16 protein-coding genes and 1 riboswitch are annotated in these 15,515 nt (G+C 38.9%); of the genes, 6 read left to right on the top strand and 10 right to left on the bottom strand.

Going from position 1 to position 15,515, the window contains the following annotated elements:
- Nucleotides 1-66: 66 nt before the first annotated feature.
- The 5 genes from IGK72_RS01055 to IGK72_RS01035 all read right to left on the bottom strand — a co-directional run bounded on the left by IGK72_RS01055 (nucleotide 67) and on the right by IGK72_RS01035 (nucleotide 5,661).
- Nucleotides 67-1,557, bottom strand: coding sequence for an aldehyde dehydrogenase family protein (locus IGK72_RS01055; protein WP_002367645.1), 1,491 nt, complete (start codon nucleotides 1,555-1,557; stop codon nucleotides 67-69).
- Between the two features lie 277 nt (nucleotides 1,558-1,834).
- A complete protein-coding gene (locus tag IGK72_RS01050) occupies nucleotides 1,835-3,346 on the bottom strand; it encodes a glucosaminidase domain-containing protein (RefSeq protein WP_002367644.1) in 1,512 nt (503 codons plus the stop codon).
- Between the two features lie 228 nt (nucleotides 3,347-3,574).
- Complete coding sequence (locus IGK72_RS01045; protein ID WP_002356248.1) at nucleotides 3,575-4,087, bottom strand: transcription repressor NadR; 513 nt, start codon at nucleotides 4,085-4,087, stop codon at nucleotides 3,575-3,577.
- A 10-nt stretch (nucleotides 4,088-4,097) separates the two neighbouring features.
- Entirely contained in the window at nucleotides 4,098-4,943 is an 846-nt protein-coding gene (locus IGK72_RS01040; protein ID WP_002363448.1) for a chorismate mutase, read from the bottom strand.
- Between the two features lie 4 nt (nucleotides 4,944-4,947).
- The gene (locus IGK72_RS01035) at nucleotides 4,948-5,661 is read right to left on the bottom strand and encodes an NAD-dependent protein deacylase (protein ID WP_002381369.1); all 714 of its coding nucleotides are present in this window, start codon (nucleotides 5,659-5,661) and stop codon (nucleotides 4,948-4,950) included.
- A 172-nt stretch (nucleotides 5,662-5,833) separates the two neighbouring features.
- Here IGK72_RS01035 and IGK72_RS01030 point away from each other — a divergent pair, with 172 nt between their 5' ends.
- From IGK72_RS01030 to IGK72_RS01020, 3 genes are all read left to right on the top strand, one after another.
- The gene (locus tag IGK72_RS01030) at nucleotides 5,834-6,130 is read left to right on the top strand and encodes a hypothetical protein (protein WP_002356244.1); all 297 of its coding nucleotides are present in this window, start codon (nucleotides 5,834-5,836) and stop codon (nucleotides 6,128-6,130) included.
- A 189-nt stretch (nucleotides 6,131-6,319) separates the two neighbouring features.
- Nucleotides 6,320-6,494, top strand: a riboswitch (Lysine riboswitch).
- 194 nt (nucleotides 6,495-6,688) lie between these two features.
- Nucleotides 6,689-8,272 (top strand): ABC transporter substrate-binding protein/permease, encoded by a 1,584-nt coding sequence (locus tag IGK72_RS01025; RefSeq protein WP_002381368.1) that lies wholly within the window; start codon nucleotides 6,689-6,691, stop codon nucleotides 8,270-8,272.
- Between the two features lie 11 nt (nucleotides 8,273-8,283).
- Nucleotides 8,284-9,024, top strand: a complete 741-nt coding sequence (locus IGK72_RS01020; protein WP_002356242.1) for an amino acid ABC transporter ATP-binding protein — start codon at nucleotides 8,284-8,286, stop codon at nucleotides 9,022-9,024.
- A 44-nt stretch (nucleotides 9,025-9,068) separates the two neighbouring features.
- Here IGK72_RS01020 and IGK72_RS01015 read toward each other — a convergent pair whose 3' ends face one another.
- Nucleotides 9,069-9,653 carry a TIGR00730 family Rossman fold protein gene (locus IGK72_RS01015; RefSeq protein ID WP_002383869.1) on the bottom strand — a complete coding sequence of 195 codons (585 nt, stop codon included), beginning with the start codon at nucleotides 9,651-9,653 and terminating at the stop codon, nucleotides 9,069-9,071.
- A gap of 173 nt (nucleotides 9,654-9,826) precedes the next feature.
- On the opposite strand from IGK72_RS01015, the gene IGK72_RS01010 reads away from it, so the two are divergent.
- The 3 genes from IGK72_RS01010 to IGK72_RS01000 all read left to right on the top strand — a co-directional run bounded on the left by IGK72_RS01010 (nucleotide 9,827) and on the right by IGK72_RS01000 (nucleotide 12,208).
- Nucleotides 9,827-10,318 (top strand): GNAT family N-acetyltransferase, encoded by a 492-nt coding sequence (locus IGK72_RS01010; protein WP_002376398.1) that lies wholly within the window; start codon nucleotides 9,827-9,829, stop codon nucleotides 10,316-10,318.
- Between the two features lie 90 nt (nucleotides 10,319-10,408).
- Nucleotides 10,409-11,764: a branched-chain amino acid transport system II carrier protein gene (brnQ, locus tag IGK72_RS01005; RefSeq protein WP_002383868.1), complete on the top strand. Its 1,356-nt coding sequence runs from the start codon at nucleotides 10,409-10,411 to the stop codon at nucleotides 11,762-11,764.
- Between the two features lie 132 nt (nucleotides 11,765-11,896).
- On the top strand, nucleotides 11,897-12,208 hold the full coding sequence (locus tag IGK72_RS01000; RefSeq protein ID WP_002381365.1) for a heavy metal-binding domain-containing protein: 312 nt from the start codon (nucleotides 11,897-11,899) through the stop codon (nucleotides 12,206-12,208).
- A 50-nt stretch (nucleotides 12,209-12,258) separates the two neighbouring features.
- Here the strand turns inward: IGK72_RS01000 and truA are convergent, their stop codons facing one another.
- Genes truA through IGK72_RS00980 form a run of 4 tightly spaced genes read right to left on the bottom strand, consistent with a single transcriptional unit; the run spans nucleotide 12,259 to nucleotide 15,505 of the window.
- Entirely contained in the window at nucleotides 12,259-13,008 is a 750-nt protein-coding gene (truA, locus tag IGK72_RS00995; RefSeq protein WP_002356237.1) for a tRNA pseudouridine(38-40) synthase TruA, read from the bottom strand.
- 18 nt (nucleotides 13,009-13,026) lie between these two features.
- Nucleotides 13,027-13,824 carry an energy-coupling factor transporter transmembrane component T family protein gene (locus IGK72_RS00990; RefSeq protein ID WP_002373841.1) on the bottom strand — a complete coding sequence of 266 codons (798 nt, stop codon included), beginning with the start codon at nucleotides 13,822-13,824 and terminating at the stop codon, nucleotides 13,027-13,029.
- Nucleotides 13,821-14,690, bottom strand: coding sequence for an energy-coupling factor ABC transporter ATP-binding protein (locus IGK72_RS00985; protein ID WP_002381364.1), 870 nt, complete (start codon nucleotides 14,688-14,690; stop codon nucleotides 13,821-13,823). The genes IGK72_RS00990 and IGK72_RS00985 overlap by 4 nt, the downstream gene beginning before the upstream one ends.
- Complete coding sequence (locus tag IGK72_RS00980) at nucleotides 14,666-15,505, bottom strand: energy-coupling factor ABC transporter ATP-binding protein (protein ID WP_016632942.1); 840 nt, start codon at nucleotides 15,503-15,505, stop codon at nucleotides 14,666-14,668. Before IGK72_RS00980 ends, IGK72_RS00985 begins: the two co-directional genes overlap by 25 nt.
- Nucleotides 15,506-15,515: the final 10 nt, after the last annotated feature.

The raw sequence follows: 15,515 nt of genomic DNA, 5'->3' as shown, positions 1-15,515 counted from the left end.
TTTTGTTTAGCTCGAAAAATAACAATAACCAAAAATAAGTTTATTATCTAAAATTCACTACACTACTTAATACAGTCCATCTGCTTCTTCTTTTGTCACAATGTAAATATTTTTCATTTGCGTATAAGCATCTAGCATTGATTTATGCGTTTCTCGACCAATTCCTGATTTTTTATAACCGCCAAATGGCGCGCCCGCAGGCAATTGATTGTATGTGTTGACCCACATCCGACCTGTCCGTACACCACGAGCAACCCGTAATGCCACATTGATATCTTGAGAAAAGACGGCACCACCTAGACCATATTCAGAATCATTAGCTAAACGAATGACTTCTTCTTCCGTTTCAAATTTAATCACTGTTGCAACAGGACCAAAGATTTCTTCTTGGGCCACACACATTGTATTCGTACCATTCGCTAATAACGTAGGTGCTAAAAACGCCCCCTTGTCTAGCCTATTTTCTGTTAAACGTTGCCCACCAGTAATCAGTGTAGCTCCTTCCTTCACACCAATTTCGACATATTTTAAAATTTCTTCCAATTGATGCTCATTGATCTGAGCGCCCATTTCAACATCTTTTTCCCACGGGAAACCAACGTTCACTTGTTCAAATTTTTCCTTTAAAGCTTCTACAAATTGATCATAAATACCTGACTGAACGAACACACGAGACCCAGCACAACAAACTTGCCCTTGATTGAATAAAATCCCTAACTGCACGCCTTCTAATGCACGTTCCCAATTGGCATCTTCAAAAATAATGTTGGCTGATTTTCCGCCAAGTTCTAAAGTGGCTGGAATTAGGCGGTCGGCCGCCGCTTTAGCGACAGTGTATCCCACCTCTGTTGAGCCTGTAAAAGCTAGCTTATCAAACCCTGGATGTGCCAACATATAATTTCCTGAATCAGAACCACGACCGGTGATTAAATTCACTACTCCTTTCGGCAAGACTTGATCAAAAATTTTAAACAATTCCAACAGACTTAATGATGTGCTCGAGGACGGATGAATCACAACCGTATTACCTGCTGCCAACGCTGGTGCTAATTTCCAAGCACCCATTAATAAGGGGAAATTCCACGGAATAATTTGACCCACAACACCGATGGGTTCTTTCACAACAATGGATAACGTATCCTTATCAAATTCTTTGACAGACCCTTCTTCTCCACGAATCACACTAGCAAAATACCGAAAATGGTCTGCACTGGCAGGGACATCAATCGATTGCGTTTCCCGAAGCGGTTTTCCATTATCTAAAGTCTCCACCATAGCCAAATGTTCTTGATTTTCTTCAATCAAATCAGCAATTTTCAACAAAAGATTGCTTCTTGTTACAACGTCAACATCTTTCCATGTCTGAAACGCTTCTTGAGCTGCTTCTACAGCTCGATCCACATCTGCATTTGTGGCATCAACAAATTCTGCTAATTTTTCGCCATTACTAGGATTGTAACTAGCAATCATTTTGTTACCACTACCTGTTGTCCACTCTCCATTAATATACAATTGATAGCTACTGGCAACTACTTGATTTATTTCTTTTTTACTCATTTACCCACCTCTTTTTTTATTTTTGTATCCGCTTACAATTATAAGACATCTTCCACCTAAAAGTAAATGATTCTACCTAAAAAAAATATAGCTCTCAGCGACTGTTGCTAACTCATCCCGACCTGAAGCCTCCTGGCAATATCTGAATGTATTAAACTTTATTGGAGAGAACTTTTGCCACAAAAAAAAGCTAGCACTGAAGAATTAAAATTGCTTCTTCAGTGCTAGCTTTGATTTTTCCAACTCATTCGTTCTTATTGACAAAGAGCTGATTTTTTTATTTATCTTTTGGAACGATATAGTTCATCAAATGTGTTTCATCGGCTGAGATTGTACGTGTCGAAACAACGTTTAATCCCTTCACGTTCATTTCAGAAATTAAGATGCTACCATCTTTAAAGACTTTTTCCACAAATGCGACATGACCATAAGTATTGTCTGCGCCTAAAACACCAGCTGGGAAGGAAACCGCTGCACCTGCTTTTGGTGTACGACTTACTTTGTACCCGCGTGCACGACCTGTTTCGCCCCAATCTTGACCATTCCCCATTGTTAAGTCCACACGTTTACCTAATTGCGTAATACGGTTGTAGACATATTGTGTACAGTTGCCCCAAGCATAACTATTAAAGGTGTCATAGTTTTTGCCATTATAGGCTGGGAAATTTGATTCCATTGGTTCAACGGTTGCTTTTTCTTTATCATAATAAGTTAAATCGTATGTTTTAATTAACGCATTTAATTTCTTATGGTAATCTTTGTCCGTTGCGTATTTTCCTGTTAGGAAACGTGTCGCTTCTTTGTATGATTTGGCTTCCGTTTTCCAGACACCATGATAGAAATCTTTATTGGAATCTAAACCATTTTTCAATAATTTCGCATAATCTTCCATTGATTCTTTATACGTTGGATATTGACGGAATTTTGCTTCTACTGTGTATAGGTTACCGAAACCATTGTCTTCATAGGTAATAAAAGAAACAGATTGACCTTTGTAATCGCCTTTAATACCAAACAAATTGTAGTTTGGTTTCTGGCTTAATTTACTATTGCCGCTGCCACTTTCTAAAATTGCTTGAGCAATCATCACACTAGCATATAAGTTTTTGTCCTTGGCCACTTTCCGAGCAGATTCACCGATTTCTTGAATAAACTCTTCTGTCTTCTTCGTTTTGCTGACCGTAAACGTCTCATCGTCTTCCACTAACCCAACCGCTTCATTTGTAACTGGTGGGACTATTTCAGGCTGCGGTGTTGACGCTGCTGGTTGCTCTACTGGCTTTTCAGCTGGTGCTGTTGGTGTCACTGGTTTCGCCGGCTGTTTTGATTCAGAAGTACTCGTGCCAGGTTTTGGCTGTTCTTTAGAAGAACTTGGTGTGGTCGTTGGCGTGGTACTTGATTCAGTTGTACTTGTTGACGTAGAATCTGTGGTTGACTCTGTTGTACTCGTCGAGGTGGAGTCAGTAGTCGATTCTGTCGTACTTGTGGATGTAGAATCCGTTGTGGAATCTGTCGTTTCGGTTCCTGACGTTTCCGTGGACTCCGTGGTTGCAGATTCACTTGATTCGGTTGAACTTTCTGTTTCAGTTGTTGATTCTTCTGTCGCTTCTGTTGTTTCACTAGTCGCTGTCGTTTCAGTGGCTTCAGCAGTTGTTGCTTCTGCGGTTGTTTCTGCGACAGAACTATTTTCAGCTACCAAGTTATTACCTTCTGCAAATGCACCTACTGGCATTGATGAACCTAAAAGTAATAAGGTAGAGAACAGGGCAAATTGTTTTTTCATACTCATTCTCCTTTTTTATTTTTCTCCATTTATTTTTATGTACCAACATATATAATTGACATAGTTATTGTTTAAATGGCTCCTTTTTTAATAGTATACTGTTTCATAAAAAATTTCTAGCAAAAAGTTAAAAAAATAGAAGAAAATTCACAAATTCTTCTATCTTTTTTTGGTAATTTTCTAAGAAAAAAAAGAAAGGGCTTGAACAAACATCAACGTCCTCTCTTTTTCTCGTTATCCTTCAAACAAAATACTTTTTTTTCGAAGTGCCTCTTTGATTTCTTGGAAAGTTTCTTCGTCTGCACAGCGAATAGTATGCAGATGGACGCCTCCTGTTAAAACTGATAGTAATGTAGCATGCTCTTTTTGATACTTGTCCATAAATTTATCAATATCTTTCTCTGATTGAATGCGCAAACTGCCGATTAATTCCCCATAAAGCGGATGTGCAATACTCACATCTACCACTTCTCCACCTTTGGCAACAATGACTGACAATTCTTCTCTCGTTTGTTCAGGCGTATGTTGACAAGCAATTTTCCGCTCAATTCCTTCTAAAGGTTGTTCCAACATATACCCTCGAGCTGTTGCGACAATTTCGACCCCTGTCGCCCGTAATAGAGCGACATCTCCTACAATAATTTGTCTGCTGACATCAAAAGCTTTTGCAAAACGAGTGGCACTAATTGGCTTTTCGGTCTCTCTTAATCTTTTAACAATCTCTCTTCTTCTGATTTCTCCATCCACGACCTTCGCCTCACTCTCCTAAATGTTTTTCTTGGAAACGTTTAGAGGCGTCCATAATTCCCTGGAAAGTCTCAGATAATGTTTCTTCATACTCGGCATTTTCAACATGATTCAGAATAGTTTCTAATACTTGTTGTTCTCTTTCAGAATCAAAAACCGCATGACCTGCTTTCTTTTTCACTGCAGCAATCTCTGCGACGACGTCCATCCGCTGTTCTAATAAACGGACCAGTTCCTTATCGATTTGGTTAATCTTTGCTCGTTGTTGTTCTAAAGAAGTTGTTGGGGCGTCATCTTCAGTCAATTCTTTAATTATCCGTGCTGGATTACCTGCGATCACACAGTTTTCTGGGAACGATTTGGTCACAACAGCACCTGCTGCCACCACTACATTATCGCCTAATGTTACGCCAGGAAGGACAATCGCTCCACCGCCAATCCAAACATTGTTGCCAATGATAATTCGTTTCCCTGATTCCATTCCGCTATTACGCTTGGCCGCTTGTAATGGATGCTCGGCTGTATAAAGTTGCACATTGGGTCCAAACATACAGTTATCGCCAATTTCGATTGGACAAACATCTAAAAAAACGTTATTAAAATTGGCATAGAAATTTTTTCCCACAGAAATGTTGTAGCCATAATCAAATTGAATCATCGGTTCGATGTACGTCCCGACACCCACTTTTCCAAATGTTTCTTCTATTAATTGACGACGAATATATGTGTCTGGTTGTTGGTTAATTAACGCCATTTGTTCACGGGCTTTTTTGCGATCAGCCACTAATTCAGGATCTGAGGCAAAATATAGTGCACCTGCGATCATTTTTTCTTTTTCTGATTTAAATTCTTCCATTCCGTTACTCCTTTATCGTTAATTCTGCAAATATCGTTTCGGCTTTCGCTTCTAAAAAATAATAAGGTTGTTGTAAAAATAGCGGCGTTTGATTAATGGCTAAAATAGTTGCCGTTGGTTGTTTATAATGAATCAAATCACAAAATGGATGCACTTGAAAACTCGTGCCGACAATCACGATTAAGTCGGCAGAAGCAACGGCCTGAATGGCTTTTTCAATTGCCTCTTCGGATAGTCCTTCTTCATACAAAGTAATAGCTGGACGGATTTGTCCATGACAATCAGCGTGCCGATCACTAAGCAAATAGTCTTGCCAAGGAACCGTTGCACCACAAGTTTGGCAATAACATTCATATAAATTACCATGAAAGTCCACCACTTCTTGGCTACCTGCTTTTCGATGAAGCCCATCAATATTTTGTGAAACAATTTTTCCCCGTTTCATTTGCTCTAATTGTGCCATTTTCTGGTGAATGATATTAGGTTGTGCGTCTGGATGATAGAGCGTTTTAACGAATTGATAAAACTTTTCTGGCTCTGTTTTTAAGCAAGTCCGGCTCAATAAGTATTCCGGTTGCTGGATTCCTTGATAGACACCTTTTAAGGAACGATAATCTGGCACACCTGAGGCTGTCGAGATACCCGCACCTGTTAAAAATGTGATTTTTTGTTGGGTTGCCAACCAATGAATTGCCTCAGCTTGCGTGATATCTTGCATATCGATTCAGCTCCTAATCTTCTATATTATAACGTATTTTAACATTAGCACCAAAAGTTTTTCCACTTTTTGAAAACTTCTTACCTATATATTGATTTATCTTGAAAGAGTTTGTGACAAATTTCTCAACTCGTGGTAAAATATGCATGAGTAAAAGTGAGGTGAAACAACAATGGTCGCATTTATTATTTATTGGGCTGCAATTATTGCCTGCATCGCTTGGGGCGTTTTAAGCATTTGGTTCTCTGTTTTTTATCTTTCTCGTAAAGAAAACGGAAATCTTTGGGCTTTTGCGTTCTTCAACGTTATCGCTATTATCGCCTTAGCAATTGTTTTATTAGTTTACAAAACTTGGGATTTCGGTATCTTAACTTACTCAAGTCTAATTTATACAATTTTAGCTTCTTTAGGTGTATTGACTGTTCTTCAAGCTATTTTAGGTCGTGAACCAAAAGCTGTCAAAGCTTAAGTAAAAAGCAACTGTTCCTTTAGGAATGGTTGCTTTTTTCGTATTAGTTTCTATTTCGTAGGGAAAATGTTACGCTAATTTCATGGTGTTTGTGTCCTCTTGATAAATTCCTTTGCTGGAACATATTGACTTTCTTCTGGATTTATCCTAAAATTAATAACTGAATTTAATAACTGAATAGTGCCTCAAAAAAGAGGTAGAGGTCGCGGTTTTTATTACGCTTGTGGAGTGAGAGGACACTGGGAAGCAAGTTTAGGATCAATCGCCGAAATGCATAACGGAGCCTCTTCTGTTGTGTGTTGGGACGTAAGTTAAGAGCTTGCGGACTGTCTTAGTAGTGATGCTAAGTTGTGCTATGTTTCGTTGAGGAATTTTTTTCGACATTACCTAGCAACCTTACATCTGTTTGGTTGTTTTTTTGTATTCAAAAATAGGTTGTGACAGAAGTATTCTCCTTTAAAAAGACAGAATCGCTTTTGCTCAGCTGATTATCAAAGCTTGTTGATTGAAAAAAGACAAAACGATCAATCAGACAAGAAATTTAAAGGAGAGAAAAAGATGAACAAAAAAGTTTTTTCATTCAGTCTACTACTTGTCACGCTATTTTCGTTACTTGGCATGACAACCAACGCTTCGGCGGAGGAAAATGGTGAATTTCGTGTCGGCATGGAAGCTGGCTACGCCCCTTTTAACTGGTCACAGAAAAATGACGCACATGGCGCAGTGCCTATTCAAGGCAACTCTTATGCAGGCGGCTATGATGTTCAAATTTCTAAAAAAATTGCCGATGGTTTAGGTCGTAAATTAGTAATCGTCCAAACCAAATGGGATGGCTTGGCGCCCGCCTTACAATCTGGAAAAATTGATGCCATTATCGCCGGAATGAGCCCAACCGCTGAACGAAAAAAAGAAATTGCTTTTACAAACCCTTATTATGAATCACAATTTGTCGTAATTGTAAAAAAAGATGGCAAATACGCTAATGCAAAAAGCTTGAAAGATTTAGCTGATGCTAAAATTACGGCTCAACTAAATACATTCCACTACGGATTAATTGATCAAATTCCAAATGTCAATAAACAGCAAGCAATGGATAACTTTTCAGCTATGCGAACAGCACTTGCTTCTGGCATGATTGACGGGTATGTTAGTGAACGCCCTGAAGGCATAACAGCAACTAGTGTCAATAAAGAATTAAAAATGTTAGAATTTCCAAAAGAAAATGGCTTTGATGCTAGCGCTGAAGACTCGCAAGTAGCAGTCGGCATGCGTAAAGGCGATCCAGACATTGAAAAAGTAAACAAAATTTTAGCAGGTATTTCTCAAGATGAACGGACAAAAATTATGGACCAAGCAATCAAGGATCAACCTGCAGCAACAGATAGTGATGAACAAAAAACAGGACTTATTAACGATTTCAAAAATATTTGGAATCAATATGGCGACATGTTTTTACGTGGTGCTGGTTTAACGCTATTTATCGCGTTAATTGGGACAGTTGTCGGAACAACCCTTGGTTTACTAATTGGTGTCTTCCGTACAATTCCAGATTCTGAAAACCCAGTCGCTCGTTTCTTCCAAAAATTAGGAAATTTAATTCTTTCTATTTATATTGAAGTTTTCCGTGGTACACCAATGATGGTTCAAGCAATGGTTATTTTCTATGGTTTAGCTCTAGCTTTTGGCATCTCTTTAGACCGAACAGTGGCCGCACTATTTATCGTTTCTGTAAATACTGGTGCCTATATGTCTGAAATTGTTCGCGGAGGTATTTTCGCAGTAGATAAAGGACAATTCGAGGCAGCACAAGCGATTGGGATGACCCATGGACAAACAATGCGTAAAGTCGTTATTCCCCAAGTATTACGTAATATTTTACCTGCAACAGGGAATGAATTTGTCATTAATATCAAAGATACGGCCGTGTTAAGTGTTATCGGTGTTGCAGATTTATTCTTCCAAGGGAATGCTGCTTCTGGCGCAAACTTCCAGTTCTTCCAAACCTTTACAATTGTCGGCATCATGTACTTGGTAATGACTTTTGTGATTACACGAATCTTACGTGTTGTGGAACGTAAAATGGATGGCCCTTCTGCTTACGTTAAAGTAGAAGAATTAACTGAAGAAGGAAAAGAAAGCTAGGAGGCAAACAAATGAGTGCAATTATTGAAATTGAACATTTACGAAAAAGCTTTGGCGAAAACGAAGTATTAAAAGATATCAATATGAACGTCAATAAAGGAGAAGTTGTCACCATTATCGGTTCTTCTGGTTCTGGTAAATCAACGTTATTACGTTGTATTAATTTGTTAGAAAAACCAACAGATGGCAAAATCATCTATAATGGTAAAAATGTTTTAGAACGTGGTTATAGTTTGCCCAAATATCGGACCCATTTAGGTATGGTTTTCCAATCATTCAATTTATTTAATAACATGAATGTCTTAGAAAACTGTACTTCTGGTCAGATGACTGTCCTAAAAAGAAACAAAGAAGAAGCCAAAAAAATTGCCTTAGAAAATTTAGAAAAAGTTGGCATGGCTCGTTTTATTGATGCCAAACCTGCTCAATTATCTGGTGGACAAAAGCAACGGGTAGCCATTGCTCGAGCATTATCAATGGATCCAGATGTTTTACTTTTCGATGAACCAACTTCTGCATTGGATCCTGAAATGGTTGGCGAAGTGCTAAAAACAATGAAAAATCTTGCCCATACAGGGCTAACAATGGTGATTGTAACACATGAAATGGAATTTGCGCGGGACGTATCCGATCGTGTTATTTTCATGGATAAAGGTGTCATTGCCGAAGAAGGGACCGCTGAAGATATCTTTGTCCATCCAAAAGAAGCTCGGACAAAAGAGTTCTTACATCGGATTTTAACGAAAAACTAGTAAAAAAGAGGCAGTCATTCTGGTTAGAGTGACTGCCTCTTTTGTTACTTTTTGTATTGACGAATCATTGGCGGTTCATAGGAATCAATAAATGCACCAATTTCTTCTAAGGAATCTGAAATGAAAATTTTAGCTCGATCCGCTTCTGTTAAGAAACTAGTTTCTACCATTTTATCAAAAAAAGCAGCTAATAAATCATAGTAACCATTCACGTTGTATAAAATACAAGGATTCATATGTTCACCGACTCGGCCCCAAGAGATCACCTCGCTAATTTCTTCTAGCGTGCCGGGCCCACCGGGTAAAGCTAAATATACATCTGCCAATTCAATCATCTTTTTCTTACGCGCATGCATATCGCTAACTGTATGCATCTTTGTAATGCCATTATGTGCAATCTCCCGCTCCATTAAAAAAGTGGGCATAACACCAATTACCTCTCCACCTTCTGCTAAAAGCGTGTCAGCCACCGTACCCATTAGACCAACATTGCCACCGCCATAAACTAGATCATAGTGATTTTCTTTCATCCAAGCGGCTAACGCTACTGCAGCTTGCTGATAGATTGGCTCATTCCCCAGACTGGCGCCACAATATACTGCCATTTTTTTCACAAACATACCCTCCATTTAGATAGATTCTTTTTTACCATCTATCCTCTGGTAGCTATGGTAGCATATTTTGATTTTCTCGAAAAGGTGCAGCCATTTTTCTTTTCGTTTTAAAAGTATTTGAATTTTCAGACAATAAATGCTATAGTCTTTTTATATTTTAAAATTTCAGAAAAAGGAGCCCTATTATCTTGTCTACCTCACTCACTATTCGCTTAGTTGCCGAAGCCGATTGGCCCGCATTACATGCCTTGGACCAAATCATTTGGACAAAAAAGAATACCCCTGCCGAGATACAACCACTCTCGCTTGCGGCATATCAAGAAAAAATGAAAGATGAAACGATTTTTGTTGCCATCAGCGGACAACAACTCGCTGGATTTATTGAAGTCCATCCGCCCACTTCGTTAGCAGCTCATCAAAAACAATGGCTACTAAGTATTGGCGTTTCGCCAGATTTCCAAGGCCAAGGGATTGGTGGTTCTTTGTTGTCGTATGTCAAAGAGATGGCCCAGATAAGCGGGATTCATAAGCTGAGTTTGCGAGTAATGGCTACCAATCAAGAAGCCATTCGATTCTATGAAAAACATGGTTTTGTGCAGGAAGCACATTTTAAAGAAGAATTTTATATAAATGGACACTATTGTGATGATTATCAGTATGCTTATTTCATAGAAAAATAAGAAAACCAATGTTTTCTATAAAAACTAGTTGCTCTCTGTTTCTTCTTCTGTTATTTTAAATAATAAGACAATATTAAGGAGTGTGAATCTATGCAAAAAAAGTTAGTTTGGCGTGATTATCTATACGTTGGTTCAATGTTATTCGGTTTGTTTTTCGGTGCTGGAAATTTAATTTTCCCTGTACATATGGGACAAGAAGCGGGGGCTTCCGTCTTTTTAGCAAACTTGGGCTTCTTAGCCACTGGAATTGGCTTACCTTTTCTTGGTGTCATTGCTATGGGTGTTTCTAAAAGTTCAGGTGTTTTTGACTTAGCTTCTCGGATTAATCGTCGTTATGCTCTTATTTTTACCTTACTATTATATTTAACGATTGGTCCTTTCTTTGCTTTACCAAGGTTAGCAACTACTTCTTTTGAGATTGGTCTTGCACCATTTGTCCCTAAAGACTTGCAATGGCTGGTTCTTGCTGGTTTTTCCGCATTATTTTTCTTAGCTGTTTGGCTCTTCTCTAGAAAGCCAAGTAAAATCTTAGATTATGTGGGTAAATTTTTAAATCCGTTATTTTTAGCATTGCTAGGAATTTTGATTGTTTTAGCCTTTGTAAAACCATTAGGTCATGTGGCCAGTGCCGCTGTTGGTGAAAATTATATTTCAAGTCCTTTTTTTAAAGGATTTACAGAAGGTTATAATACGTTGGATGCTTTAGCTTCATTAGCTTTTGGGATTGTTGTCGTTTCCACTTTACGAAATATGGGCGTCGAAAAACCAGGAGATATCGCTAAAGGAATGATTAAATCAGGTGCTTTCAGTGTTGTATTGATGGGGATTATCTATACCTTACTTGCTTATATGGGAACAATGAGTATCGGGGCTTTTCCAATCAGTGAAAACGGCGGGATTGCCTTAGCCCAAATTGCTAATTACTATTTAGGCCTACCAGGGAGTATTTTACTGGCTTTTATCGTAGTTCTTGCTTGTTTAAAAACTGGTATCGGCTTAAGCACAGCCTTTTCTGAGACTTTTGAAGAAATGTTTCCGAAAGTTTCCTATCAAAAATTCTTGGCAATTGTTGTTATTTTACCAGCTATTTTTGCAAATGTCGGCTTAACCAACATCATTCAATTTGCCGTTCCAGTCTTGATGTTCCTTTATCCATTGGCGATTACTTTAATGCTTTTGGTAATCATCAGTCCTATTTTCAAACATCGACGGGAAGTCTATCAAGCAACGACCTATATCACATTGATTGCTGCTGTTTTAGATGCATTAAATAGCGCGCCTACCTTTATCAAAGATACGGCGTTTGTAACAACGCTTTTAGAAAAAGCCGGCCAATACTTACCATTGTTCACTATTGGCATGGGCTGGGTCGTTCCAGCAACGGTTGCTTTTCTAATTAGTTGGGTTTGGGTCATGATTTCTAAAAAAGATCCTATTCTTGATTAATTCTTACCAAAACGACACTAGAAAAAATGCGAAAGCGCATCTTTTCTAGTGTCGTTTTTATGTATATTCGTTGTACCAAACTCTTGACTATGGTAAATTGAAGTTACCAACAAGTACTGGAGGAAATTGCCCATGTTAGTTACAACAACCGAGAGAATTAGCGGTCAAGAATATGAAATTATTGGAGAAGTTTTCGGGTTAACCACACGTTCTAAAAATATGTTTAAAGATTTAGGTGCTGGACTAAAAAGCGTAGTTGGCGGTGAAATCAAAGGTTACACTGATATGCAACGAGAAGCACGCGACCAAGCAATCGAACGTTTAAAAGCAGAAGCCTCTAAATTAGGTGCAGATGCCGTTGTGATGATGCGTTTTGATTCTGGCACAATTGGCACAGACATGCAATCTGTCGTGGCTTACGGAACAGCTGTTAAATACATCTAAATTTTGCAACTAAAAAGACGCAGACCTTTTCTTGTAAGGTCTACGTCTTTTTAGTTTTCATATTTCACTTCTGCTAAATACAATCCTTCTGGATGAGCAGTCGGACCCGCTAAATTTCGATCTTTGGCTGCGATAATTGCTGGAATCGCGGTTGGTTCCAGCCGCCCATTGCCGATTTTCAATAGCGTACCAACTAAAATCCGAATCATTTTGTACAAGAAACCATCGCCCCGAAAAGTGAATGTTAATTCATCCCCCGTTTCATTGACATGAACACTGGCTTCATGAATGGTTCGGACTTTATCTTCTACTGAACTTCCTGAGGCACAGAAAGAGGTAAAATCATGGGTACCTAATAAATCAGGTAAAGCTTGTTGGATTTTTTCGAGATCAATGGGATACGGAAAATAACTGGCATAAAAACGTCGAAATGGACTTCGCGGTTTGCCAATATCCACTTTAAATTGATAGGTTTTTTCGATCACGTGATAACGTGCATGAAAGTCTTCTGAAACACGTTCCACGCTGCGCACAGCAATGTCTTCTGGTGTTTGTGTGTCTAACGCAAAGCGCATTTTTTCCAACGGACGTTCCTGCGGATAATCAAAGTGAATCACTTGGCCCATTGCATGAACCCCTGCATCTGTTCGTCCTGAACCAAAAACCGTCACGGAGTGTCCGTTATTCATGCGTGCTAACGTTTTTTCTATTTCTTCTTGAACGGTACGCTCATTAGGCTGCTTTTGAAAGCCATGAAAATGAGTGCCATCATAGGCAATGATTGCTTTATAGCGGGGCATAATTTTTATTCACCTTTTCTAAGTTCTTAATACAAATAAGCCAATGGTTAACAAGACAAAGCCAAACATTACTATTGTATCTCGTAGGTGCCAATGAAGAATGCGGTATTTTGTCCGTCCTTCGCCACCTTGATAACCTCTTGCTTCCATGGCAGTCGCTAAGTCTTCCGCACGATTAAAACTACTTACGAAAAGCGGAATCAAAAGTGGAACAATAGCTTTCATTTTTTGAAGTAAGTTTCCTTCGCCAAAATCAACACCACGGGCACGTTGGGCATTCATAATCTTTTCCGTTTCATCCATTAATGTTGGGACAAAACGTAAGGCAATTGATAACATCAATGAAACTTCATGAACTGGAAATTTCACCACACGAAGTGGACGTAGCAAATATTCAATCGCATCTGATAACTCTAATGGTGCCGTCGTTAAAGTTAATAACGTTGACATGAAAATAATTAAAACAAAACGACAGAAAATAAATAGCCCATTCGTCACACCAAACTGGGTAATGGAAATAATTCCCCACTGAAAGTACACTTCGCCCCCTTGTGTAAACAAGGTTTGAAGAGCCACAGTAAACAGAATTAGCCATAATAATGGCCGAACACCGCGGATAAAGAAGCGGGCGCTGATTTTTGATAATGAAATAGCAAAAGCAGTAAAGGCTGCTATTAAAACATAACTCTGCCAATTATTTGCTAAAAAGATAATTCCAATAAAATAAAAACTAGCTAATAATTTTGCGCGCGGATCTAAACGATGGATAAAAGAATCACCTGGAATATAGCGCCCAAAAATCAATTTATTCATCATTTTGCCTCACCTGCTTCCTGCATTTTTTTCAGAAGCTGATCGGCTAATTGATCGGCCGTTAATGGTAATTGCTCAAAAGAAAAGCCTTTTGCCACTAATTTTTCAGCAAATTCGGCCGCAGTTGGCACGCCTAATTGTTTTTCTTTCAGCCATTGTGTCTCTTGAAACACTTCTTGTGGTGCTCCCGCTCGGACGATTTGTCCTTTTTCTAAAACAATCACATGATCTGCGTAATTAGCCACATCATCCATCAAATGTGTCACTAAAACGATGGTCATATTATGTTCCTTATGCAGACGACTAAACATCTCCATCATTTCTTTACGACCCTTAGGATCCAAACCAGCAGTCGGTTCGTCTAATACTAAGACTTCTGGTTCCATCGCTAGCACACCAGCAATTGCGACACGGCGCATTTGACCACCTGATAACTCAAACGGAGAGTGTTGTAAGTATTTTTCATCTAAGCCGACTAAATCAAGCATTTTCTTAGCTAATTTTTTCGCTTCTTCGTCTGAAACACCAAAGTTTTTCGGTCCGAAAGCGATGTCTCGCTCCACTGTTTCTTCAAACAATTGTGCTTCTGGAAATTGAAAAACGATCCCAACTTTTTTACGAATTGGTTTTAAATTCTTATTATCAGTTTCTGGCGTAATTACACGCTCTCCAATTGTCACTTGGCCTTTAGTTGGTTTCACCAAAGCATTCAAATGTTGTAATAACGTTGATTTGCCACTGCCAGTATGACCGACAATCGCTGTATAAGAGCCGTCTTGAATCGTTAAATTAATATCGAATAATGCCCGTTGCTCAAAAGGAGTATTGGGTTGGTAAGTAAAATCTACTTGTTTAAAACGGATGTCCATAACCAATCCACCATCCCTTCTTCTGTTAAATAATTCGTTGGCACAACAACGCCACACTCTTTCAAAGCTACTTTTAATTTTTCAGGAAACGGTAAATCCAAGCCCATTTCAACAAGCGCTTCTCCTGCAGAAAAAATCTTTTCTGGTGTTCCTTCGTTTGTCAATTGTCCTTGGCGCATCACTAAAATACGATTCGCATTAGCCGCTTCATCAATATCGTGGGTAATAGAAATAACTGTTAAATTACTTTCTTCTTTAATCTTTTGAATGGTAGCAATTACTTCTGCACGACCTTCTGGATCTAACATACTTGTCGCTTCGTCTAAAATAATAATATCTGGTCGCAAAGCAACCACACCAGCGATAGCTACTCGTTGTTTTTGGCCGCCAGATAGCCGAGCAGGTTCTCGCTTGGCAAAATCTAACATACGAACCCGTTCTAATGCATCGTGAACACGTTCGACCATTTCATCACGCGGAATACCTTGATTTTCTAAACCAAAAGCCACATCGTCTTCGACTGTTGAACCGACAAATTGGTTATCTGGATTCTGAAAGACCATTCCTACCATACGCCGGATATCCCAGACGTTTGCTTCATTTAATTCTTTGCCGCCAACTTTGATAGTCCCAGCAGCTGGCAGTAACAGACCATTGATCGTTTTGGCTAACGTTGATTTACCAGAACCATTATGGCCAATAATAGCGACCCATTCGCCTTGTTGAATGGAAAAAGACACATCTTTTAAAGCGGGAGAAGCATCTTCTGGTTGATAATTAAATTGGATATTATTTAGTTCAATGATTGGTTGCATCGCGTACTCC

It is taken from the genome of Enterococcus sp. DIV0183, from assembly GCF_050541505.1.
In the GTDB taxonomy this organism is placed as follows: domain Bacteria; phylum Bacillota; class Bacilli; order Lactobacillales; family Enterococcaceae; genus Enterococcus; species Enterococcus faecalis.
The sequence above is the reverse complement of the archived record's forward strand: the minus strand, read 5'-3'. Positions and strand labels throughout refer to the sequence as shown.

Excerpts from the sequence above, each read along its gene's own strand:
- IGK72_RS01055 (WP_002367645.1), bottom strand. The coding sequence starts at position 1,557 with ATGAGTAAAAAAGAAATAAATCAAGTAGTTGCCAGTAGCTATCAATTG.
- IGK72_RS01050 (WP_002367644.1), bottom strand. The coding sequence starts at position 3,346 with ATGAGTATGAAAAAACAATTTGCCCTGTTCTCTACCTTATTACTTTTA.
- IGK72_RS01040 (WP_002363448.1), bottom strand. The coding sequence starts at position 4,943 with ATGGAAGAATTTAAATCAGAAAAAGAAAAAATGATCGCAGGTGCACTA.
- IGK72_RS01035 (WP_002381369.1), bottom strand. The coding sequence starts at position 5,661 with ATGCAAGATATCACGCAAGCTGAGGCAATTCATTGGTTGGCAACCCAA.
- IGK72_RS01030 (WP_002356244.1), top strand. The coding sequence starts at position 5,834 with ATGGTCGCATTTATTATTTATTGGGCTGCAATTATTGCCTGCATCGCT.
- IGK72_RS01025 (WP_002381368.1), top strand. The coding sequence starts at position 6,689 with ATGAACAAAAAAGTTTTTTCATTCAGTCTACTACTTGTCACGCTATTT.
- IGK72_RS01020 (WP_002356242.1), top strand. The coding sequence starts at position 8,284 with ATGAGTGCAATTATTGAAATTGAACATTTACGAAAAAGCTTTGGCGAA.
- IGK72_RS01015 (WP_002383869.1), bottom strand. The coding sequence starts at position 9,653 with ATGGAGGGTATGTTTGTGAAAAAAATGGCAGTATATTGTGGCGCCAGT.
- brnQ (WP_002383868.1), top strand. The coding sequence starts at position 10,409 with ATGCAAAAAAAGTTAGTTTGGCGTGATTATCTATACGTTGGTTCAATG.
- IGK72_RS01000 (WP_002381365.1), top strand. The coding sequence starts at position 11,897 with ATGTTAGTTACAACAACCGAGAGAATTAGCGGTCAAGAATATGAAATT.
- truA (WP_002356237.1), bottom strand. The coding sequence starts at position 13,008 with ATGCCCCGCTATAAAGCAATCATTGCCTATGATGGCACTCATTTTCAT.
- IGK72_RS00990 (WP_002373841.1), bottom strand. The coding sequence starts at position 13,824 with ATGATGAATAAATTGATTTTTGGGCGCTATATTCCAGGTGATTCTTTT.
- IGK72_RS00985 (WP_002381364.1), bottom strand. The coding sequence starts at position 14,690 with ATGGACATCCGTTTTAAACAAGTAGATTTTACTTACCAACCCAATACT.
- IGK72_RS00980 (WP_016632942.1), bottom strand. The coding sequence starts at position 15,505 with ATGCAACCAATCATTGAACTAAATAATATCCAATTTAATTATCAACCA.